Source organism: Phenylobacterium composti DSM 19425 (genome assembly GCF_059568645.1).
Window position 1 is genome coordinate 384,115 of sequence record NZ_JCANTT010000011.1, and the last position, 20,900, is coordinate 405,014.

At 70.1% G+C, this 20,900-nt stretch carries 21 protein-coding genes; 10 read left to right on the plus strand and 11 right to left on the minus strand.

Annotated elements, in window-relative coordinates:
- Positions 1 to 91: 91 nt before the first annotated feature.
- Together BO64_RS04830 and BO64_RS04835 are read right to left on the minus strand one after the other, a co-directional pair.
- Positions 92 to 523 carry a Dps family protein gene (locus BO64_RS04830; RefSeq protein WP_496402141.1) on the minus strand — a complete coding sequence of 144 codons (432 nt, stop codon included), beginning with the start codon at positions 521 to 523 and terminating at the stop codon, positions 92 to 94.
- 25 nt (positions 524 to 548) lie between these two features.
- Positions 549 to 773, minus strand: a complete 225-nt coding sequence (locus BO64_RS04835; RefSeq protein ID WP_496402142.1) for a DUF2061 domain-containing protein — start codon at positions 771 to 773, stop codon at positions 549 to 551.
- A 228-nt stretch (positions 774 to 1,001) separates the two neighbouring features.
- On the opposite strand from BO64_RS04835, the gene BO64_RS04840 reads away from it, so the two are divergent.
- Both BO64_RS04840 and BO64_RS04845 read left to right on the plus strand, forming a co-directional pair.
- Positions 1,002 to 1,577 carry an alpha-ketoglutarate-dependent dioxygenase AlkB gene (locus BO64_RS04840; RefSeq protein WP_496402143.1) on the plus strand — a complete coding sequence of 192 codons (576 nt, stop codon included), beginning with the start codon at positions 1,002 to 1,004 and terminating at the stop codon, positions 1,575 to 1,577.
- Between the two features lie 112 nt (positions 1,578 to 1,689).
- On the plus strand, positions 1,690 to 2,310 hold the full coding sequence (locus tag BO64_RS04845) for a YceI family protein (RefSeq protein ID WP_496402144.1): 621 nt from the start codon (positions 1,690 to 1,692) through the stop codon (positions 2,308 to 2,310).
- Between the two features lie 55 nt (positions 2,311 to 2,365).
- On the opposite strand, the gene BO64_RS04850 is transcribed toward BO64_RS04845, so the two are convergent.
- A complete protein-coding gene (locus BO64_RS04850) occupies positions 2,366 to 3,571 on the minus strand; it encodes an acetyl-CoA C-acyltransferase (protein ID WP_496402145.1) in 1,206 nt (401 codons plus the stop codon).
- An 85-nt stretch (positions 3,572 to 3,656) separates the two neighbouring features.
- Positions 3,657 to 5,732: a 3-hydroxyacyl-CoA dehydrogenase NAD-binding domain-containing protein gene (locus BO64_RS04855; RefSeq protein ID WP_496402146.1), complete on the minus strand. Its 2,076-nt coding sequence runs from the start codon at positions 5,730 to 5,732 to the stop codon at positions 3,657 to 3,659.
- A gap of 138 nt (positions 5,733 to 5,870) precedes the next feature.
- Between BO64_RS04855 and BO64_RS04860 the strand changes: the two genes are divergently transcribed.
- From BO64_RS04860 to BO64_RS04875, 4 genes are all read left to right on the plus strand, one after another.
- The gene (locus tag BO64_RS04860) at positions 5,871 to 6,659 is read left to right on the plus strand and encodes an SDR family oxidoreductase (RefSeq protein WP_496402147.1); all 789 of its coding nucleotides are present in this window, start codon (positions 5,871 to 5,873) and stop codon (positions 6,657 to 6,659) included.
- Between the two features lie 74 nt (positions 6,660 to 6,733).
- Positions 6,734 to 9,721, plus strand: coding sequence for an intermembrane phospholipid transport protein YdbH family protein (locus tag BO64_RS04865; RefSeq protein ID WP_496402148.1), 2,988 nt, complete (start codon positions 6,734 to 6,736; stop codon positions 9,719 to 9,721).
- Positions 9,722 to 9,759: 38 nt separating this feature from the next.
- On the plus strand, positions 9,760 to 9,954 hold the full coding sequence (locus BO64_RS04870; protein ID WP_496402149.1) for a YnbE family lipoprotein: 195 nt from the start codon (positions 9,760 to 9,762) through the stop codon (positions 9,952 to 9,954).
- Positions 9,955 to 9,965: 11 nt separating this feature from the next.
- Positions 9,966 to 10,340 carry a YdbL family probable chaperone protein gene (locus BO64_RS04875; RefSeq protein ID WP_496402150.1) on the plus strand — a complete coding sequence of 125 codons (375 nt, stop codon included), beginning with the start codon at positions 9,966 to 9,968 and terminating at the stop codon, positions 10,338 to 10,340.
- 299 nt (positions 10,341 to 10,639) lie between these two features.
- On the opposite strand, the gene aceB is transcribed toward BO64_RS04875, so the two are convergent.
- The 3 genes from aceB to BO64_RS04890 all read right to left on the minus strand — a co-directional run bounded on the left by aceB (position 10,640) and on the right by BO64_RS04890 (position 14,217).
- Complete coding sequence (gene aceB, locus BO64_RS04880) at positions 10,640 to 12,241, minus strand: malate synthase A (RefSeq protein WP_496402151.1); 1,602 nt, start codon at positions 12,239 to 12,241, stop codon at positions 10,640 to 10,642.
- A gap of 113 nt (positions 12,242 to 12,354) precedes the next feature.
- Positions 12,355 to 12,564, minus strand: coding sequence for a DUF4170 domain-containing protein (locus BO64_RS04885; RefSeq protein WP_496402152.1), 210 nt, complete (start codon positions 12,562 to 12,564; stop codon positions 12,355 to 12,357).
- Between the two features lie 60 nt (positions 12,565 to 12,624).
- Positions 12,625 to 14,217, minus strand: coding sequence for an isocitrate lyase (locus tag BO64_RS04890; protein ID WP_496402153.1), 1,593 nt, complete (start codon positions 14,215 to 14,217; stop codon positions 12,625 to 12,627).
- Positions 14,218 to 14,374: 157 nt separating this feature from the next.
- Between BO64_RS04890 and BO64_RS04895 the strand changes: the two genes are divergently transcribed.
- Together BO64_RS04895 and BO64_RS04900 are read left to right on the plus strand one after the other, a co-directional pair.
- Positions 14,375 to 15,814, plus strand: coding sequence for a helix-turn-helix domain-containing protein (locus BO64_RS04895; RefSeq protein ID WP_496402154.1), 1,440 nt, complete (start codon positions 14,375 to 14,377; stop codon positions 15,812 to 15,814).
- A gap of 70 nt (positions 15,815 to 15,884) precedes the next feature.
- The gene (locus tag BO64_RS04900; protein WP_496402155.1) at positions 15,885 to 17,117 is read left to right on the plus strand and encodes a TetR/AcrR family transcriptional regulator; all 1,233 of its coding nucleotides are present in this window, start codon (positions 15,885 to 15,887) and stop codon (positions 17,115 to 17,117) included.
- 38 nt (positions 17,118 to 17,155) lie between these two features.
- Here BO64_RS04900 and BO64_RS04905 read toward each other — a convergent pair whose 3' ends face one another.
- Positions 17,156 to 18,118, minus strand: coding sequence for an NAD(P)H-quinone oxidoreductase (locus tag BO64_RS04905; protein ID WP_496402455.1), 963 nt, complete (start codon positions 18,116 to 18,118; stop codon positions 17,156 to 17,158).
- Positions 18,119 to 18,215: 97 nt separating this feature from the next.
- On the opposite strand from BO64_RS04905, the gene BO64_RS04910 reads away from it, so the two are divergent.
- Together BO64_RS04910 and rcdA are read left to right on the plus strand one after the other, a co-directional pair.
- Positions 18,216 to 18,419 (plus strand): DUF1192 domain-containing protein, encoded by a 204-nt coding sequence (locus BO64_RS04910; RefSeq protein WP_496402156.1) that lies wholly within the window; start codon positions 18,216 to 18,218, stop codon positions 18,417 to 18,419.
- 117 nt (positions 18,420 to 18,536) lie between these two features.
- Positions 18,537 to 19,076, plus strand: a complete 540-nt coding sequence (rcdA, locus tag BO64_RS04915) for a protease adaptor protein RcdA (RefSeq protein ID WP_496402157.1) — start codon at positions 18,537 to 18,539, stop codon at positions 19,074 to 19,076.
- Positions 19,077 to 19,091: 15 nt separating this feature from the next.
- On the opposite strand, the gene BO64_RS04920 is transcribed toward rcdA, so the two are convergent.
- From BO64_RS04920 to rpmE, 3 genes are all read right to left on the minus strand, one after another.
- Positions 19,092 to 19,502, minus strand: a complete 411-nt coding sequence (locus BO64_RS04920) for a DUF1801 domain-containing protein (RefSeq protein WP_496402158.1) — start codon at positions 19,500 to 19,502, stop codon at positions 19,092 to 19,094.
- Between the two features lie 5 nt (positions 19,503 to 19,507).
- Positions 19,508 to 20,389 (minus strand): taurine dioxygenase, encoded by an 882-nt coding sequence (tauD, locus tag BO64_RS04925; RefSeq protein WP_496402159.1) that lies wholly within the window; start codon positions 20,387 to 20,389, stop codon positions 19,508 to 19,510.
- A 142-nt stretch (positions 20,390 to 20,531) separates the two neighbouring features.
- Entirely contained in the window at positions 20,532 to 20,756 is a 225-nt protein-coding gene (gene rpmE, locus BO64_RS04930) for a 50S ribosomal protein L31 (RefSeq protein ID WP_496402160.1), read from the minus strand.
- Between the last annotated feature and the right edge of the window lie 144 nt (positions 20,757 to 20,900).

Here is a 20,900-nt window from a genome sequence, read left to right on the forward strand (position 1 = left end):
CCGCGCCCAAACGCCATGGCGACCGCAGACGTTCGCCTGCGGTCGCTGAAGACAGGTCCGGCGACGGGCGTGCCGTCGCCGTCAGCGGCGCTTAGCCGAGCGAGGCCCGCAGCATCCAGTGATGTTTCTCGTGCGCCTGGATGCGGTCGTCGATGATCGAGGCGGTCACGTCGTCGGCCTTCTCGCGCACGGCCCGGGCGGTCTTGATCAGCGCCTCGTGGTCGGCCACCAGCTCCTTCAGCATGGCCTGGCTGTCCTTGTTGGGATCGCCGTCCTGGATGCCCGACAGGTTGCCGAAGGTGCGGTAGCCCATGGGGGCCACGTCGCCCAGGGCGCGGATGCGCTCGGCGATCTCGTCGATGGCCTGCCACATCTCGGTGTACTGCTCCATGAACATGGCGTGCAGCGAGTGGAAGTTCGGGCCGCGGACGTTCCAGTGGTAGCCGTGGGTCTTCAGATAGACGGCGTAGGTGTCGGCAAGCAGTTTCGACAGCCCGCCGGTCAGGGTTTCCTTTTCAGCCATGTCGGCTCTCCTCCAGTGTCTTGGTTCAGGCGTGCGCGCGGTCCGCGATGCGCGGCCGGGCGACAGCGCGTGCAGGCGCCAGCCGGGTCCACGCCCGTTCATGTAGGGCGAAGGCGATGGTCTGGAAGATCGGCTCGATCAGACCCACGGCCAGGGCGGCCCGCCAGTTCTGCGTCAGCGCATAGGCCACGGCGATGGCCACGGTCATGTGAACGAGGGACCAGCTGGCGGTTTTGGCGGCGAGGCGCATGACAAACGTCCTTCTTGCGAACGATTCTTAGTATAATCGTCGGCAATCGAAACGCAACAATCCAAAGAAAGTTTCTTTCGTGCGTCGCGTCCCGCCTTGGCCCGCTCAACTGTGGTCGGCGGATGCGGCGCCCGGTCAATTGCCAATGCGGAGCTGATGGGCTGGGGGCGATCACGGCTCCGTGATCTGTCGTGAACCCCGCCCCGGCCGACGCCATCTGGGAGCGGCATGACCGCCGTCCAGCCCAGCCTCTTCGAGCCGCCGCCGCCGGCCGCCCCACCCGGCTTCGCCTATCGGCCGGACTTGGTGTCCGAAGCCGAGGCGGCGGCGCTGCTTGACCGCCTGGCCCGCCTGCCGTTCGCCCCGTTCCAGTTCCGCGGCTACGAGGGGCGCCGGCGGGTCCACTCCTTTGGCTGGCGCTATGATTTCACGGGCCCTGGCCTCGTGGTGGCCGACCCCATGCCGGACTGGCTGCTCCCGGTGCGCGACCGCGCCGCCGCGCTCGCCGGCCTTCCCCCCGAGGTCTTCGAGCACGTCCTGATCAACGAGTATCGCGAGGGCGCGCCGATCGGCTGGCACCGGGACCGGCCGGTTTTCGACAAGGTGGTGGGCGTCTCGCTCGGCGCGCCAACGGTGATGCGCTTCCGCCGGCGCAGGGACGAGCGCTTCGAGCGGCTGAACGTCCCCCTGGCCCCGCGCTCGGCCTATCTGCTCGACGGCCCGGCCCGGACCGAGTGGGAGCATAGCCTGCCCGAGGCGAAGGCCCTCCGCTATTCCATCACCTTCCGCAATCTCCGGGCCTGAGGCCCGCCGCTCTCTTTCCGATCCGGAACAAGTCCTTCTCGCGGAACAGGCTTTACTTCAGCGTCGTTGAAAGCCGTTCTGTGGGCTTCTCCATTCCGAGAGGAAACCAGCCGTGCACTTCAAGACGCTCGCTTTCACCGCCGCCGTCGCCGCCGTCGCGGTCACCGCCGGCGTCGTCCAGGCCCAGGACGGCTTCACCCGCAAGCCGGAAGAGGTCCGCGCCGGGACCTACACCCTGGATCCGGCCCATTCGAAGATCACCTGGTATGTGAACCACCTGGGCTTTTCGACCTACGCCGGCCAGTTCGCCGGGGCCACGGGGACGCTGGTCCTCGATCCCAAGGCGCCAGCCGCCGCCCAGCTCGAGGTGACGGTGAAGACCGACGACGTGGGCACCCTGAACGAGGCCCTCGACAAGCACCTGAAGAGCGCCGACTTCCTCGACACCGCCAAGTTCCCCACCGCCACCTTCAAGGCGACCCGCATCGTGGTGAAGGACGGCAATGAGGCCGACATCCACGGCGACCTCACCCTGCGCGGGGTGACCAAGCCCATCGTCATCAAGGCCGAGTTCAACCAGGCCGGGGTGAACCCTCTCGACAAGACCTATTCCGTGGGCTTCGACGGCGAGGCCAAGATCCGTCGCTCGGACTTCGGCATCGCCTACGCCCTGCCGGCCGTGGGCGACGAGGTGAAGCTGAAGATCGAGGCCGAGTTCAAGGCCGCGTCCTGATGCGAAAAGGGCCGTCCTTGCGGGCGGCCCTCTCTGGTTCCGGCTCCCGTCGGGATCAGAAGATCTCAAAGAGACCCGCCGCGCCCATGCCGCCGCCGACGCACATGGTGACCACGCCGTACTTCGCGCCCCGGCGCTTGCCCTCATAGAGGATGTGGGCCGTGCAGCGGGCGCCGGTCATGCCGTAGGGGTGGCCGATGGAGATCGAGCCGCCCGAGACGTTCAGCTTCTCGTTCGGGATGCCCAGCTTGTCGCGGCAGTAGAGCACCTGCGAGGCGAAGGCTTCGTTCAGTTCCCAGATGTCGATGTCGTCGATGGTCAGGCCGTTGCGCTCCAGCAGCTTCGGGATCGCGAAGACCGGGCCGATGCCCATCTCCTCGGGGCCGCAGCCGGCCACCGCCATGCCGCGGTAAGCGCCCAGGGCCTCCAGGCCGCGCTTCTCGGCTTCCTTGCGCTCCATCAGCACCACGGCGGCCGAGCCGTCCGACAGCTGGCTGGCGTTGCCGGCGGTGATGAACTTGCCCTGCGGCACGTAGCGGCCGCCCTTGAACACCGGCTGCAGCTTCTGCAGGTCTTCCAGGGTGGTCTGCGGACGGTTGCCCTCGTCGCGGCTGAGGGTGATCTCCTTGTCCGCGGTCTCGCCGGTCTCCTTGTTGACCAGCACCTTCATCACGGTGGTGACCGGGACGATCTCCTGGTCGAACCGGCCTTCGGCCTGGGCCTGGGCGGTGCGCTGCTGGGACTGCAGGGCGTATTCGTCCTGGGCCTCGCGGGAGATGCCGTAGCGCTCGGCCACGATCTCGGCCGTCTCGATCATCGAGGTGGCCAGCTCCGGCACATGCTCCTTCAGCCACGGGTCTACCGCCATGAAGCGGTTCACCTTGTCGTTCTGCACCAGGCTGATGGACTCGATGCCGGCGCCCACGGCGATCGGGGCGCCGTCGTTGATGATGTACTTGGCCGCCGTGGCAACGGCCATCAGGCCCGAGCTGCACTGACGATCGATCGTCATGCCCGAGACGGTGTTGGGCAGGCCGGCCCGCAGCGCCGCCTGGCGGGCGATGTTGTTGCCCGTGGTGCCCTGCTGCAGGGCGCAGCCCATGGCCACGTCGTCCACTTCGCCCGGGTCGATCCCGGCTTGGGCGATGGCGGCGCGGATCGATTCCGCGCCCAAGGTGGCGCCGTAGGTGTTGTTGAAAGCGCCGCGGTAGGCCTTGCCGATGGGGGTCCGCTTGGCGGCGACGATGACGGCTTCGCGCATCGTTAGATCCTCACGTTAGGGGAGGTTTACGGGTGAAGAAACGGCGGGTCGGTCCGCGACCGCCCGCCGTCTTGGGATCAGGGAATTACGCCTTCAGGTCCGAGAACTTCTTGCCCTCGGCCACCAGCTTTTCCAGCAGCGCTGACGGCTTGAAGTCGTCGCCCAGGGCGCCCTGGAACTCCTTCATCTTGGCCAGGACCTTATCGACCCCGACCTGATCGGCGTAGTGCATCGGGCCGCCGCGATAGACCGGCCAGCCGTAGCCGTTGACCCACACCACGTCGATGTCCGACGGCCGGATGGCCTTGCCTTCCTCGAGGATCTTCGCGCCCTCGTTGATCATCGGATAGACGCAGCGCTCCAGGATCTCCTCGTCCGAGATGGTGCGGGCGTTGATGCCCTTCTTGGCGCGGAAGTCCTGGATGATCTTCTCGGTGACCGGGCTCGGCTTGGCCGTGCGGTTCTCGTCGTAGTCGTAGAAGCCCGCGCCGGTCTTCTGGCCGCGGCGGTCCATCTCGCAGAGCACGTCGCGCAGGGTTTCGCCCTTCGAGTTCTCTTTCACCCAGCCGATGTCGAGGCCGGCCAGGTCGCTCATGGCGAACGGGCCCATGGGGAAGCCGAAGTCGTACAGCACCCGGTCGATGTCCCAGGGCATGGCGCCTTCCAGCACCAGCTTGTTCGCCTCGCGCTGGCGCTGGGCCAGCATCCGGTTGCCGATGAAGCCGTGACAGACGCCGGCCAGGACCGCGACCTTGCCGATCTTCTTGGCCAGCTTCATCGAGGTGGCGATGACGTCCTTGGCGGTCTTTTCGCCGCGCACCACCTCCAGCAGCTTCATGACGTTGGCCGGCGAGAAGAAGTGCAGGCCGATCACGTCCTGCGGCCGCTTGGTGACCGAGGCGATCTCGTCGACGTTCAGGTAGCTGGTGTTGGTGGCCAGGATCGCGCCCTGCTTCACGATGCCGTCCAGCTTCGTGAACACGTCCTTCTTGATGTCCATGCGCTCGAACACGGCCTCGATGACGAGGTCGCAGTCGGCCAGGTCGTTCATGTCGAGCGTGCCGCTCAGCAGGGCCATGCGCTGCTCGATCTGCTCGGGCGTGGAGCCGCGCGAGCGCTCATAGTTCTTGCGGATGACGCCCAGGCCGCGTTCCAGGGCCTGCGGGTTCACCTCGAAGATCTTCACCGGGATGCCCACGTTGGCGAAGTTCATCGAGATGCCGCCGCCCATGGTGCCGGCGCCCAGGACGCCGACCTTCTTGATCTCGCGCACCGGGGTGTCGTCCGGCACGTCCGGGATCTTCTGGGCGGTGCGTTCGGCGAAGAAGTAGTAGCGCTGGGCGGCCGACTGCGGGCCGCTCATCAGCTCGAGGAACAGCTTGCGCTCCACGGCCAGGCCTTCCTCGAAGGTGGCCGAGTTCACCGCCGCCTCGATGCAGCGGATGTTGTATTCCGGCGCCAGGAAGCCGCGGAACTTGCGGGCGTTGGCCTTGCGGAAGTTCTCGAAGATCTCGGGCTTGCCCTTGGCCTCTTCCAGCTTGGCGTTGTTGTCGCGCACCTTCACCAGGGGCTTGTTCTCGGCGACCACCTTGCGGGCGAAGGCGATGGCGCCTTCCTTCAGCTTGCCTTCCTCGACCAGCTCGTCGACCAGGCCCATGGCCAGGGCTTCCTTGGCCGGGGCGTGGCGGCCCGAGGTGACCATCTCCAGGGCCTTTTCGACGCCGGCGATGCGGGGCAGGCGCTGGGTGCCGCCGGCGCCCGGCAGCAGGCCGAGGGCCACTTCCGGCAGGCCGAGCTTCGCCGAGGGGACCGCCACCCGGTAGTGGGCGCACAGGGCCACTTCCAGGCCGCCGCCCAGGGCGGTGCCGTGGATCGCGGCGATCACCGGCTTGGGCGAGTTCTCCATCTGGGCCTGCACTTCGGGCAGGCTGGCGCCCTTCATGGCGCCGCCGAACTCGGTGATGTCGGCGCCGGCGATGAAGGTCCGGCCGTCGCAGATCAGGACGATCGCCTTGGCGTCGCTGGCGATGGCCTGCTTGAAGCCTTCGAACAGGCCGTCGCGGACATTGGCCGACAGGGCGTTCACCGGCGGCGAATTCAGGGTGACGATGGCGATGTCGCCGTCGTGGGTGAGGGTCGTGACGGAGTTGATCTCGCTCATGGCCGCTTCCTCGTGTGCTGGAAATGGAGCCGTCTGAAATTTCTGGCGGGCTTGAATTCAAACGCTTGTTATAGACCTCTCCCAAGGGGGCCAAGTGCAAAGTGCACGGGCGGTCCCATCTGTCAGGGAGGTTGAGCGATGGCGTCGGATCTGTTCTCGCTGGAGGGCCGCGTGGCCCTGGTGACCGGCGGTTCGCGGGGCATCGGCAAGATGATCGCCCGCGGTTTCGTCGAACAGGGGGCGAAGGTCTACATCTCCTCGCGCAAGCCCGACGCCTGCGACGCCACCGCCGAGGAGCTCGGCCCCAACTGCATCTCCCTGCCCCAGGACATCTCCACGGTGGAGGGGGTGAAGCGCCTGGCCGCCCTGATCGCGGAGCGGGAGCCGAAACTCGACATCCTGGTGAACAACGCCGGCGCCGCCTGGGCCGCCGACTTCGACGAGTTCCCCGAGAGCGGCTGGGACAAGGTGATGAACCTGAACCTGAAGTCGCCCTTCTTCCTCACCCAGGCCCTGCATGGGGCGCTCAAGGCCGCGGCCAGCGACGAGCGCCCGGCCAAGGTGATCAACATCGCCTCCATCGACGGCATCGCGCTCAATCCGCTGGAGACCTATTCCTACCACGCGTCCAAGTCGGCCCTGATCTACCTGACCCGCCGCATGGCCGCGAAGCTGATCAAGGACCGCATCGTGGTCACCGCCATCGCCCCTGGCCCCTTCGCCTCCGAGATGAACCGCGCCGCCCGCGACCACGGCGACGAGGTGGCCCGGCGGGTGCCCCTCGGCCGCATTGGCCGCGACGAGGACATGGCCGCCGCCGCCATCTACCTGGCCTCGCGGGCCGGCGACTATGTGGTGGGCGCCACCATTCCTGTGGACGGCGGGGTGGCCCTGGCCACGCTCCCGCGCGAGGCGATCTCCGGCTGATCCGCCGCCCATTGGACGGACGCGGCGGGAAATGCGTTATGCAGGTCCCGCCAGCGTCATAGCCGAGCTCGTCCTTGACCGAACCCGCCGCCCGTCCCGCCCGATCCCTGCGCCTGATCCTGGCGCTGGCGGGCGTGGCCCTGGTGCTCGCGGGCTCCCTGGCCTGGCTGAACCGCCGGACCCTGGCGCGCGAGGCTCTCACCGGCTGGCTCCGGTCCAAGGGCGTGGCCGCCGAGGCCGAGGTCTACGCCATCGGCCCGTCCAGCTTCTCGGCCCGCCTGCGGATCGGCGATCCGGCCCGGCCCGACTTCCAGGCCGAGCGGGTCGAGGCCCGCTACCGGTTCACCGGCCTGGGCGTGGAGCTGCAGTCGGTCACCCTGCGCCGTCCGGTCCTGCGCGCGTCCCTGCGCGGCGGGCGTTTCAGCCTCGGCGAGCTCGATCCGCTGATCGCCGAGTTCGGCCGCCGTCCGCCGCGGCCTGACGCCGCCCGCCCGACCATCGCCATCGAGGACGGCGGCCTGTGGCTCGCCACCGACTACGGCCCGGTGCATGTGACCGCCGACGCCCGGGTCGAGGACAACCGCCTCGTCGCCCTGGCCGCCGTGGCCGACCCGGCCCGGCTGCGGGGGCGGGCCTTCGCCGCCCAGACCGGCCGGGCGACCCTCTCGGTCAGCAGCCGCGGCCCCCGGGTCTCGGCCCGCCTCGAGGCCCCGTTCACCGCCGCCGGGGCCGGGGAGGTGGAGGCCCGGGGCGGCCGGCTGCTCCTCACCGCCGACGCGCCCTATCCGGACCTCGAGCGCCGGCGCGGCGACGGGGCGGTGAGCGTCAATCTCCGCCTTCAGGCCGATCGCCTCGACGCCGGGGCCGAGCGGCTGGAGGCGGTGGAGGCCGACCTGGGCTTCGTCGGCGACAGCCGCGGCTGGATCCCCGACCTCGCCGTGGCCGGACGCGCCGTCGCCAGCCTCAGCGCCGCCTCCGGCGACCTTGGCCCCGGCCGGCTGGGCGAGGTGCGGCTGGCGCTCGCCAGCGACGACCTGCGCTGGACCCGGGCCGGCGGCGACCGGGTGGCGGCCACCGTCCAGGCGACCCTGCTGGCCGACCGCGCCGAGGCCTCGGGGCTCACCCTGACCCGCACCACGCTCACCGCCCGCGGGCCGGTCTCGGCGGGCAGGGACGGCCTGCGGGCGGCCCTCTCCGGGGCCCTGGCGGGCCACGGACGCTATGCGGGCCTGGGGGCCGTCACCGCCGAGGACCAGGGCGACATGGCGGCGATCAAGCGCGCCGCCCAGGGTTTCGGCCTCGCCGCCCCCGCCGTCCGGGTCACCGTGGCCCCGGGCGAGGCGCCGATCCTCGCCTTGCCCCAGCCCCTGACCCTGCGGCCCGACCGGGGCGGGGAGGCGCGCCTCATCAGTCTCGGCCGCGGCGACTGGCGCCTGACCGCCGCTGGCGGCGGCCTGCCGCAGGTGGACGCCCGGCTGCAGAACCTGCGGGTCCTGGACGGCGAGGCCGCCGGCGACCTGACCGTCAAGGCCACCCTTTCCCTCGGGCCCATGGAGCGCGGCCGCATCGACGCGGCTGGCCGCCTGCGGCTGGCGGGCGGCGGCCTCACCCTCATGGCCGGGCGCTGCGCCGCCGTGGAGGCCGATCGCCTGGCCTTCGGCGAGAACGACGTGGAAGCCCTCAAGGCCCGCCTGTGCCCGGGGGCTGAGCCCCTGTTCCGCATGGCCGGGGGCGACTGGCGCATCGCCGGCCGGGCCGAGGCCGCCTCGGCCGACGCGGCCTTCCTGCAGGCGGGTCTGCGCGAGGCCCGCGGCCCCGTGGCCCTGGGGCTGAAGGGCGGCCGCCTCGACGCCGACGCCCGCATCGAGGCCGCCCGGGTCGTCGACCTCGCCCCCGAGGCCCGCTTCTACCCGCTCGCCCTCGCCGGCGCCGTCCAGGCCCGGCGCGACGTCTGGACCGGGGGGCTCGACATCGCCGCCGGCGGCCGGCCCCTCGCCCGCGCCGACCTCGTCCACGACGGCGTCTCCGGCCAGGGCCGGGTGGACATCGACACCGGCGACCTCGTCTTCGCCCCCGGGGGGCTCCAGCCGTCCGAGATTTCGCCCCTGGCCGCCGCCGTGGGCTCCCCGGCCACCGGCGAGGGGCGCTTCGCCGGCCGGTTCGCCTGGAGCGCCGGCGGCGCCGACAGCTCGGGCGTCCTCGCCATCCGCCGCCTCGACTTCCTCAGCCCCGCCGGCGCGGTCTCGGGCCTCTCTGGAACCCTGGAGCTCTCCAGCCTCGCGCCCCTGGCCGCCGCGTCCGGCCAGGAGGTCGGGGTGGCGCGCCTGGACGCCATCGTGCCGGTCACCGACCTGTCGGTCCGCGTCGGCCTGAAGGACGAGGCCGTCCTCATCACCGGCGGCGAGGCGGGGGTAGGCGGCGGCCGCGTGCTCATCGAGACCCTGGAGCTGCCCTTCGATCCCGCCGCCCCCCGCAAGGGCGTCCTCGCCCTGGAGGCGGTCCAGCTGCACGACGTCGTCGAGGCCTCGCCCTTCGGGGACAAGGTGGAGTTCGACGCCGTGGTCTCGGGCCGCATCCCGTTCGAATCGGTGGGCCAGAAGGTGCGTGTCGCCGGTGGCGAGCTGCACGCCGTCCAGCCGGGCCGCCTGTCCATCCAGCGCGAAGCCCTGGTGGGGGTGCAGACCGATCCCGTGGCTGTGGAGCAGGGGCCCGCCGCCGCCCTGGTGGACCAGGACCAGGCCAATGCGGTGGTCACCGACTTCGCCTACCAGGCCATGGAGAACCTGGCCTTCGACCAGCTGGCGCTCCGCCTCGACAGCCGGCCGGACGGGCGCCTCGCCGCCCTGTTCAACATCGTCGGCCGCCACGATCCGCCCAAGACCCAGGAGATTCGGCTGGGCGTCATGGACATCCTGAGGCGCCGGTTCCTGGACAAGCCGCTGCCCCTGCCGTCGGACACCGCCGTCAACCTCACCCTCGACACGACGCTGAACCTGGACGATCTCTTGGCCGACTACGCCGAGTACCAGAGGCTGCGCAGTTCAGGCCCGGTTCAGCCCTGACCTCGCATGACCCGCTTGATGAATGGGAGACCGCCGCGATGAACCTTCGCCGCCAGGCCTTCGCCGCCGCCGGGGCGTTTTCGCTCCTGGGCGCCGGGCTTGCCGCCTGTACGCCGACCGTCCGCGTGGAGGTCGCCCCGATCAATATCTACGCCAAGCTGGACGCCGACGTCCGGCTGCGCCTGGACGAGGACGTGAAGGCCCTCATCCAGAAGAACCCCGACCTGTTCTAGGAAGAATGGCTATGAACGGACGTCACCTCATGGGCCTTGCCGCCCCCCTCGGCGCCGCGGTGCTCTCCGCCCTCGTCGCCGCCACCCCGGTCGCCGCCCAGGCGATGAACGCCAAGGCCGCCGTCGACGCCGCCAAGGCCCAGGGCATCGTCGGCGAGCAGGCCGACGGCTTCCTCGGCTTCGTGAAGCCCTCGTCGGACCCGGCCCTGCAGGCGGCGGTCAATGAGATCAACGCCGGCCGCGCCCAGCTCTACCGCGAGGCCGCCGCCAAGAACGGCGTCAGCGTCGAGGCCGCCGGCGCCTCGGCCTTCAACACCGTCGTCCAGTCGCGGCTGAAGCCGGGCGAATACTACAAGCCGGCCGGCGGCGACTGGGTCCGCAAGTGATCCGGCGGAGGCGGGCGCCCGCCCGTCTCGCGGGCGTCTGAGAGAAGAAAATCCCCTTTGAGGGGGCTGACGGCCAGGGCGCAGGCGTCCTGCCCCTGTCCGTCGTCGTGCTCATCCGGCCTTCCGCTCGCCGCCGGCATGATCCTGTCGCCGAGGCGGCCAGCCCCCCGTCACGGCCGCCCCGGCCGGGGACTGGCCCGCCGACCCCCCGGTCAGCGGGAACGGGTGAGGGCGCTCCAAAACCCGACCGGGGTGTCCCCCTGCCCGGCCGGCTCCCCCACGAAGGCCCTCACCCGAACTTAGTCCAGCACCCGGTAAGCCGGGAGGGTCAGGAACTCCTCCAGGGTCTCGGCCAGACACATGTCGAGGAAGATCCGCTGCGCCTCGGCGAAGCGGCCCCCGCTGAAGGCTTCCGGCGGCAGGGTGTTGCGCAGGGCCGCCATCTCCTGGTCGGTCAGTTCGCGCACCAGCTCCGGCGTCACCGCCCGGCCGTCGGCCAGGGTGGCGGCGTGCCGCAGCCATTGCCAGACCTGGGTGCGGCTGATCTCGGCCGTCGCCGCGTCTTCCATCAGGTTGTAGAGCGGCACCGCGCCCCGGCCGCGCAGCCAGGCCTCGATGTACTGGATGCCGACGCGGATGTTCTCGCGCAGACCCGCCTCGGTGCGCTCGCCCTCATGCACCCGCAGCATGTCCTCGCGGGTGACGGTGATGTCCTCCCGCAGCTTGTCGAGCTGGTTCGGCCCCGGCATCAGCCGGTCGAACACCTCCATGGCCACGGGCACCAGGTCCGGGTGCGCCACCCAGGTGCCGTCGTGGCCGTTGGCGGCCTCGCGCTCCTTGTCGGCCCGCACCTTGGCGAAGGCCGCCTCGTTGGCCGCCGGGTCGCCCTTCACCGGGATCTGCGCCGCCATGCCGCCCATGGCGAAGGCGCCGCGGCGGTGGCAGGTCTGGATCAGCTTGTAGGAGTAGGCCTGCAGGAACGCCTGGCCCATGGTCATCACCGCCCGGTCCGGGGTCAGGGCGTCGGGCTGCGCCTTCAGGCGCTTGATGAACGAGAAGATGTAGTCCCAGCGGCCGCAGTTCAGGCCCGCCATGTGCTCGCGCAGCTCGTAGATGATCTCGTCCATCTCGAAGGCGGCCGGCAGGGTCTCGATCAGCACCGTGGCCTTGATCGTGCCCTGGGGAACGCCCAGCGCGTCCTGGGCGAAGACGAACACCTCGTTCCACAGCCGGGCCTCGAGGTGGCTCTCCATCTTCGGCAGGTAGAAGTAGGGGCCCGAGCCCGCGGCCAGCGAGGCCTTGGCGCAGTGGAAGAAGTAGAGGCCGAAGTCGAACAGGGCCCCGCTCATCTCCTCATTGTTCACCAGGGCGTGGGCCTCGGGCAGGTGCCAGCCCCGCGGGCGGACGATCAGGGTCGCGACCTTGTCCTTCAGGGCGTAGCCCTTGCCGGTCTTGGGGTCGGTGAAGTCGAGCTTGCCCGCCCAGCGGTCCTTCAGGTTGATCTGGCCGTCGATCATGTTGCGCCAGGTCGGGGACGAGGCGTCCTCGAAGTCGGCCATGAACACCCGCGCCCCGGAGTTCAGGGCGTTGATGATCATCTTGCGGTCCACCGGACCGGTGATCTCGACCCGACGGTCCTGCAGGTCGGCGGGGATCGGCGCCACCTTCCAGTCGCCGTCGCGGATGGCCTGGGTCTCGGGGAGGAAGTCGGGCTTGGCGCCGGCGTCGTAGCGGGTCTGCCGCTCTTCGCGCAGGGCCAGGAGCTCGAGGCGGCGGTCGTTGAAGCGGCGGTGCAGCTCGGCCAGGAAGGCCAGGGCTTCAGGCGTCAGCACCTCGGCGTCGCGGCCCTCGGTCGGTTGGGTCAGCGTCACGGCGGGACGTGCGTCGAGGTCGAGGGACATGGGGGACGCTCCGGGTAGGTCGGCTGGACGGGCCCTTTGAGGGAAGAGAGCGGCTCCCCGCCCGGGCCCTTGGAGAGGGGCGGGGAGCCTAGGCGACAGATACTGTCCTCGCCTCAGCTGGGCAGGACGAGGTGTTCGGTGGCGATCGCGTACTTGGCGGTCGCCAGGCTCCGGGTCTCGTCAGCCTTGCGCCGCCAGACCGCAGCGGCCTCCTCTCGGCTCTCGTACGGGCCCAGCACCTCCGGGGTCCCGTTCTTGAGGGACTTGAAGGCCGTGCAGCTGTACTCGCCGCCGACGACCCAGAACCGTTCCTTGGTCATCATGGTCACTCCGGGCGGCCGGCCCCGCGGGAGGCTCCCCGGGCCGGCGCCCCCTCCTCGCTGTCAGGCGAACTGGTTCATCGTGTTGTGGACGCCGCCGGCCTTCAGGGCCGCTTCGCCCGCGAAGTATTCCTTGTGGTCGTCGCCGATGTCCGAGCCGGACATGTTCTGGTGCTTCACGCAGGGCAGGCCCTTGCGGATTTCCTGCCGCTGGACGCCCAGGACGTAGCCCAGCATGCCGGCCTCGCCGAAGTACTCCTTGGCCAGGTTGTCGGTGGACAGCGCGGCCGTGTGGTAGGTCGGCAGGGTGATCAGGTGGTGGAAGATGCCCGCGCGCTTGGCGGCGTCCGCCTGGAAGCTGCGGATCTTCTGGTCCGCCTCGACGCCCAGCGGGGTCTCGTCGTACTCGGCGCTCATCAGCTTGGCCTTGTCATAGGCCGAGACGTCCTTGCCGGCGGCGACCCACTCCTCGAACACCTGCTCGCGGAACTTCAGGGTCCAGTTGAAGGACGGGCTGTTGTTGTAGGCCAGCTTGGCGTTCGGGAAGACCTCGCGGACGCGGTCCACCATGCCGGCGATCTGGCCCACGTGCGGCTTCTCGGTCTCAATCCACAGCAGGTCCGCGCCGTTCTGCAGGGCGGTGATGCAGTCGAGGACGACGCGGTCCTCGCCGGTGCCTTCCCGGAACTGGAACAGGTTCGAGGGCAGGCGCTTGGGCCGCAGCAGCTTGCCGTTGCGGGTGATCACCACGTCGCCGTTGCCGACCTGGGTGGGATCGATCTCCTCGCAGTCCAGGAAGCTGTTGTACTTGTCGCCCAGGTCGCCCGGCTCCTTGGAGTAGGCGATCTGCTTGGTCAGACCCGCGCCCAGGCTGTCGGTGCGGGCGACGATGATGCCGTTGTCCACGCCCAGCTCGAGGAAGGCGTAGCGCACCGCGCGCAGCTTCTGGATGAAGTCTTCATGCGGGACGGTGACCTTGCCGTCCTGGTGGCCGCACTGCTTCTCGTCCGAGACCTGGTTCTCGATCTGGATGGCGCAGGCGCCGGCCTCGATCATCTTCTTGGCCAGCAGATAGGTCGCCTCGGCGTTGCCGAAGCCGGCGTCGATGTCGGCGATGATCGGGACCACGTGGGTCTCGAAGTTGTCGATCTTGTCCTGGATCTGCTGCTCCTTGGCCTTGTCGCCGGCCTTGCGGGCGGCGTCGAGGTCGCGGAACAGGAGGCCCAGCTCACGGGCGTCGGCCTGCTTCAGGAAGGTGTAGATTTCCTCGATCAGCGCCGGGACGCTGGTCTTCTCGTGCATCGACTGGTCCGGCAGCGGGCCGAACTCCGAGCGCAGGGCGGCGACCATCCAGCCCGACAGATAGATGTAGCGGCGCTTGGTCGAGCCGAAGTGACGCTTCACCGCGATCATCTTCTGCTGGGCGACGAAGCCGTGCCAGCAGCCCAGGCTCTGGGTGTATTGGGTCGGGTCGGCGTCATAGGCCGCCATGTCCGCCCGCATGATGTCGGCGGTGTACTTGGCGATTTCGAGGCCGGTCTTGAACCGGTTCTGCAGGCGCATGCGGGCCACGGCTTCCGGGTCGATCCCGTCCCACGTACCGCCCTTGCTCTTGATGAGCTGGCCCATCTCGATGATGTGGTCCTGATACGCCATGTGCCTCTTCCGCTCTAAAACCAGGGCTCTTTGACAAGCCGTCCCCGGCGTCTAACGCTGAAATTTACTGAGGGTCGAGAGGGAGATCGGAGGCAAAAGGCCGGGTTGTCACAGCCTCACCTTGTAATACTTGTAAATTTGTGACAATCCTACAGCCATGGCCCTGGCCCCCACAGATCGGAAGCTGTTCCTCGGCGCGCGGCTCAAGCGGCTGCGGCGTGAACTGGGTCTGACCCAGACCCGGATGGCCGAGGACCTGGGCGTCTCGCCCAGCTATCTGAACCTCCTGGAGCGCAACCAGCGGCCGGTGACCGCCCAGGTGCTGCTGCGTCTGGCCGAGGCCTATGACCTCGACCTCAAGACCCTCTCGGCCGATCCCGAGAGCGCCAGCGCCACGGGCCTCACCGAGGTCTTCTCCGACCAGCTGTTCCGCGATCTCGGCATCGCCCGGCACGAGCTGATGGAGGTGGCCGACAGCGCCCCGGGGGTGTCCGAGGCCATCGTGCGCCTCTATCGCGCCTATCTCGACCAGCGGCGCCTGGGCGAGCTCGGCCATGTGGCCCGGCCCGAGGAGGGCGCCTTCGAGAGTCCGGTGGTCACGCCGTCCGACTGGGTGCGCGATTACATCCAGGCCCAGAAGAACCATTTCAGCGAGCTGGAGGACGCCGCCGACCGGCTGGTGGCCGAGCTGCAGCCCGAGCCGCAGGAATTCGCCGCCGCCGCCCGGGCCCGGCTTCTGGCCAGGTTCAACGTCCAGGTGCGCGTGGTGCCGGTGGACGTGCTGCCGGAAAGCGTCCGGAGGTTCGACTACCACCGCAAGCGGCTGTTCCTTTCCGAGGTGCTCACCGGCGCGGGCCGCGCCTTCGCCCTGGCCTACCAGCTGGCCGTGCTGGAGAAGGGCGAACTCCTGAACGCCCTGGCCGACCGCGCCGGCGCCCCCGACCGTCCCACCCGGGCCCTGGTGAAGGTCAGCCTCGCCAACTACCTCGCCGCCGCCCAGCTGATGCCCTACCAGGCTTTCCATGAGGCGGCCGAGCGAACCGGTTACGACATCGAGCTGATCCGCGCCCGCTTCGGCGTCAGCTACGAACAGGCCTGCCACCGGCTCACCACCCTGGCCCGGCCGGGCGCCCGGGGCGTGCCGTTCTTCATGGTGCGGGTGGACAGCGCCGGGAACATCTCCAAGCGCTTCGCCGGGGGCGCTTTCCCGTTCTCGCGCTTCGGCGGCGCCTGCCCGCGCTGGAATATCCATTCCAGCTTCCGCACCCCGGGCCGGATCGTCACCCAGGTGATCGAGACCCCCGACGGCCAGCGCTACTTCACCCTCTCGCGCACGGTCTCGCGCATCGCCTCGCCCCATGCGGGCGAGGACTCCGAGCTCGCCATCGGCATGGGCTGCGAGCTGAAGTACGCCGAGCGCCTGGTCTATTCCCGGGGCCTGGACCTCAAGGAGCCGGTGGCCACCGCCATCGGGCCGGCCTGCCGGCTCTGCGAGCGGCCGGCCTGTCCGCAGCGCGCCGCCGAGCCCATCAGCCGCACCCTCACCGTGGACGACTTCACCAAGTCCATCTCACCCTATCCCTTCGCCTCGGCCTGACGTGGGGTCACCCCTTTGCGCCGGGGTGGTTTCCGGGGCAGAAAGGCGTGTGAGGGGAGTATCTTTGTCCATGGCCCAACGCGGCGCGACGGCGCGATCAACGGACCGGTTCGCACGCAAGCGTGAGGCGATCCTGGACGCCGCGACCCGCATCCTGAACCGCAAGGGCGTGAAAGGACTGACGCTCTCCGACGCGGCGGCGGCGGTCGATCTCTCCACCACCAGCGTCACCTACTACTTCAAGCGCAAGGACGACCTGGCGGCCGCCTGCATCGGTCGCGGGGTCCAGGCCCTCTACGACATGGCCGAGGCGGCGGTGGGCGAGCCGACGCCCGAGGCCCGTCTCCACGCCCTGCTGACCCTCTATTTCGAGCGCCTGCGCCAGACGGCGGTGGAGGGCGCGCCGCCGCTGCCGGTGATCTCGGACATGCGCGCCCTCAACGAGCCGCGCCGGGACGAGGCGGCCCAGGCCTACGGCCGGCTGTTCCGCAAGGTGCGCCAGCTGTTCGACTCTCCCGAGCTCGCCTGGATGAGCCGCGGCCGGCGCACCGCCCGCACGCGCATGCTGCTGGAGCAGCTGTTCTGGCTGCCCAACTGGCTGCCCAAGTACGATTCCGAGGACTACGGCCGCGTCCGCGACCGGATGCACGACATCCTGGTGAACGGCGTCGCCACCGCCGGAGGGGGCTGGACGCCGCAGCCGATCCGCATGACCGAGCTGGCCTCCCGCGAGGGGCCCGAACTGGCCCGGGAGACCTTCCTCCTGGCCGCCACCAAGCTCATCAACCGGCGCGGCTACCGCGGCGCCTCGGTGGACAAGATCTCGGCCGAGCTCAACGTCACCAAGGGCAGCTTCTACCACCACAACGACGCCAAGGACGATCTGGTGGTGGCCTGTTTCGAGCGCACCTTCGAGGTCATGCGCCGGGGCCAGCGGCTGGCCATGGAGCTGCCGGGGAACGAGTGGGACCGGCTCTGCGCCTGCGCCGCGGCCCTGTGCGAGTTCCAGCTCTCCGACCACGGCCCCCTGCTGCGCACCTCGGCGCTCACCGCCCTGCCCGAGGAGATGCGCCGGGTGATGGTCGAGCACGCCAACCGGGTCTCGGACCGCTTCGCCTCCATGATCTCGGACGGCATCGCCGAGGGCTCGATCCGGCCGGTGGACCCGGTGATCGCCGCCCAGATGCTCAACGCCACCCTGAACGCCTGCGCCGACCTCGGCTATCTGGTGCCCGACGTGCGCCCCAAGGCGGCCCCCGCCGTCTTCGCCAAGCCCATGATGATGGGCGTCTTCCGCCAGTAGTCCCCGCGCAGCGACCGAGGGGGCTCGCCGGCCCGCCCCTACGCCGTCAGGATCACCTTGCCCACATGCGCCCCGCCCTCCAGGTGGGCGTGGGCCGCGGCCGCCTCGGCCAGGGGGAAGGTGCGGTCGAGCTGCGGCGTCACCTTGCCGGCGGCGATCCAGGGCCAGACCACCCGCTCCACCTCGGCCGCCAGCCGCGCCTTCTCGTCGGCGTCCCGGGGGCGCAGGGTCGAGCCGGTGATCACGGCCCGCTTCTGCATGATCCGGAACACCGGCGCGGTGATCTCCCCGCCCGCCTGGGCGGCGATGTAGACGATGCGCCCGCCGGTCTTCAGGGCGTCCAGGTTCTTCGCGAAATAGTCGCCGCCCACCATGTCCAGCACCACGTCGGCGCCGCCGGCGGCCTTGGCGGCCTCGGCGAAGTCCTCGGTCGTGGCGTCCACGGCCACGTCGGCGCCCAGGGCGAGGGCCGCCCTGGCCTTGTCGGCCCCGCGTGCCGTGGCGATCACCTTGGCGCCCGCGGCCTTGGCCATCTGGATGGCCGTCGTCCCGATGCCCGACGTCGCCCCGTGCAGCAGCAGGGTCTCCCCGGCCTGCAGGCCCCCATGCTCGAACACATTGGCGTAGACCGTGAACACCGTCTCGGGCAGGCCGGCCGCCTGTTCGAACGACAGGTCCCCGGGGATCGGCAGGGCGTGGCGCGCGTCGCACACGGCGTATTCCGCATAGCCGCCGCCGCCCAGCAGGGCGCATACCTTGTCGCCCGGGCGCCAGCGTCCCGCGCCCGTGACCACCTCGCCCGCCACTTCCAGGCCCAGGGTGTCGGGGGCGCCCGGCGGCGGCGGATAGAAGCCGTTGCGCTGGACGACGTCGGGCCGGTTCACCCCCGCCGCCCGCACCCGGATCAGCACCTCGCCGTCCCTGGGGGTCGGAATCGGCGCCCGCACGGCCTTGAGCGCCGAGGCCGGGCCCTTGCCGCCCTCGATCGCGATGACGGTCATCTCGGCGGAGTCCATCCTGTGCTCCCAAACTTGCGCGCCGGCCCTTTGCGCGGTCTGATAGCGCCCGTAGCGGGGGACCGGAAGGAGGTTACAGGCCGTGGACGAGCCTGCAGACGTTCGGATCGGCCGGGGCCAGCGGCTCGCCGAGGCGGTCCGCGAGGACCTCGAGCTCTACAGCGTCGGCGAACTGGAGGAGCGGATCGAGGTGCTGCGGGCCGAGATCGCCCGCGTCCAGGGCCAGCTCGACCGCAAGCGCGCCGGCCGGGCCGCAGCCGACGCCCTGTTCGCGCCCAAGGCCTGACCCTGCGCCCACAGGCCGCGACCGGCCCCGTGGCACGGCGGTTGCAGGAAACAGGGTAAACAGATCAATAGCGTGCCAGATCCGGAAACCGGCGCGCGGAAGAGCTGAACAGAGACGATGCCCGAACCGACCGCCCTGGATGGATCGTCCGCCGCCCCGCAGGAGCCGATGCCCTGGCGCGCCGCCGTGATCCGGGACTTCGCCCGCTCGGAGCTGTTCGAACGCACCTTCCAGGAAGGCATGGAGCTGGTCGAGGAGACCGCCGCCTATCTGGACGGCGCGGGCCGCCAGGAGGCCAAGCTCCTCTCGCGCAACGCCGCCCTGGCCTACGCCTCGGAGAGCATGCGCCTCACCACCTGCCTGATGCAGGTGGCCTCCTGGCTGCTGGTCCAGCGGGCCGTCCGCGAGGGCGACATGTCCCCCAGCGCCGCCTGCGAGGACCGCTACCGTCTGGCCGAGGAGCAGGGCCGTGAGCCCAGCGAGGGCGCCGAGGAGCTGCCCGCCCCGCTCCTGTCCCTGCTCGAGCGGGCCGAGCGGCTCTACGAGCGGGTCCGCCACCTCGACCGGCGCATGTATGTGGAGGCCGCCGACGCCCCGGCCCCGGCCAACGCCGTCCTCAGCCACCTCGACCGCCTGAAGAGCGCCTTCGGCGCCTGACGGCGGCCCCGGCCCCTACATCCTCTCGCCGGGCAGGGCCGCCGCCTGCCGCACCCAGGCCGCGAACTGGTCCGCGTCCAGGCCGGCGGCGTCCACATGCAGGTAGCGGGTCCGGGGATGCTTGGAGCCCACCGGCGGCGGCGGGGCGAGCCCGGCGCCGTTGAAGAAGGCCACCTTCACATACCTCGCGAAGACATGGAGGCTGAGGAACCAGTCCTCCCGCCCCGGCGCGCCATAGAGGGGCGAGTTCCACTTCACCGCCTTGCGTACGCCGGGGACAGTCTCGCTGACCACGGCGTCGATGGCCGCGCCCACCGCCTGGGTCCAGCCGGGCATGGCGGCGATATAGGCCTGGACGGGCGCCTCGCCGTAGCCCTTGGGGATCTGCGGATTGCCGCCCGCGAGCAGCTTCGGCCCGTCCGCCATGGCCGCTACTGCGCCGCCGTCTTCAGCTCGGCCGGCGGCCGCGAGCGGTGGTAGGGCCGGTCGCCCAGCACCGTGGCCCGGTTCATGATCCGCCGGTGCGGCAGGTAGTCGTTCACCGCATAGTGCTGGGTCACCCGGTTGTCCCAGAAGGCCACCGAGTTGGGCGTCCAGCGCCAGCGAACCAGGAACTCGGGCTTCTGGATGTGTTCGAACAGCATGCCCAGGATCGCGTCGCTCTCCTTGCGCCGCAGCCCCTTGATCCGCTCGGTGAAGCCGAAGTTCACGAACAGCCCGTCCTCGCCGGTCTCGGGGTGGGTGCGCACCACCGGATGCAGCACCGGCGGGTGCTCCTGGGCGGCCCTGGCGTGGCGGTCCTCCCCGGCGCTGCGGGCCACGATCCCCCGGGCCGGGAAGCCCCGCGCGAAGTCGTGGACGGCGTCCAGCCCGCAGAGAAACTCGCGGAAGGCCGGCGACAGGGCCTCATAGGCCGCCTTCATGTTCGACCAGATCGTATCGCCCCCCGAGGGCGGCAGCAGCCTGGCGTAGAGGATCGAGGCCATGGGCGGCGTCTCGATGAAGGTGACGTCGGTGTGCCAGCTGTCGTTGTCGGTGGGATTGTCCTTGTGGTTGTCGAGCACGAACAGCTCGGGCGCCTCGGGCACGCCGGGATAGAGCGGATGGGTGTGCAGCGGCCCGAACCGGGCGGCGAAATCCCGGTGCTGCACCGGGGTCAGGTGCTGGTCCTCGAAGAACAGCACCTGGTGCTTCAGCAGCGCCGCGCGGATCTGCGCGATCAGCTCGTCGTCGCCCGCCGCCTGGGCGAGGTCGACGCCCTCGACCACGGCGCCGATGGTGGGGGTCAGTTCCCGGATCTGCATCTTCGGCATGGCTCCGTCCTCTGGACGGCATCCTTGCGCGAAAGTGCATCGGCGAACAGCGGTCTTTGCCCGTCCGCGGGACCATTTCGGCCAAACGAAAAGCGCCGCAGGTCTCCCTGCGGCGCCGGAAACTCGTGCCTGACGGCGCGGCCTACTTGCGCGTGAAGGCGCCGAACTTGGCGTTGAACCGCGACACGCGACCGCCGCGGTCGAGAAGCTGGTGACCGCCGCCCGTCCACGCCGGATGGGTCTTCGGGTCGATGTCCAGGTTCAGGGTGTCGTCCTCCTTGCCGAGGGTCGAGCGGGTCTTGTAGGTCGTGCCGTCCGTCATCACCACGGTGATGAAGTGGTAGTCGGGGTGGATGTCTTGTTTCATCGCGTCGGCGCCTGACGTAAAGGAGCGGCCAAATTGGAGCGGCCGCCGGCGAGGGCGGCCAAAAGGAAGCCGGGCGTATAGAGAAACCCCGGACGGATTGCAAGGTGTGTGGCTCAAGGGCGCCGATCGTGACGAGTATCGCCG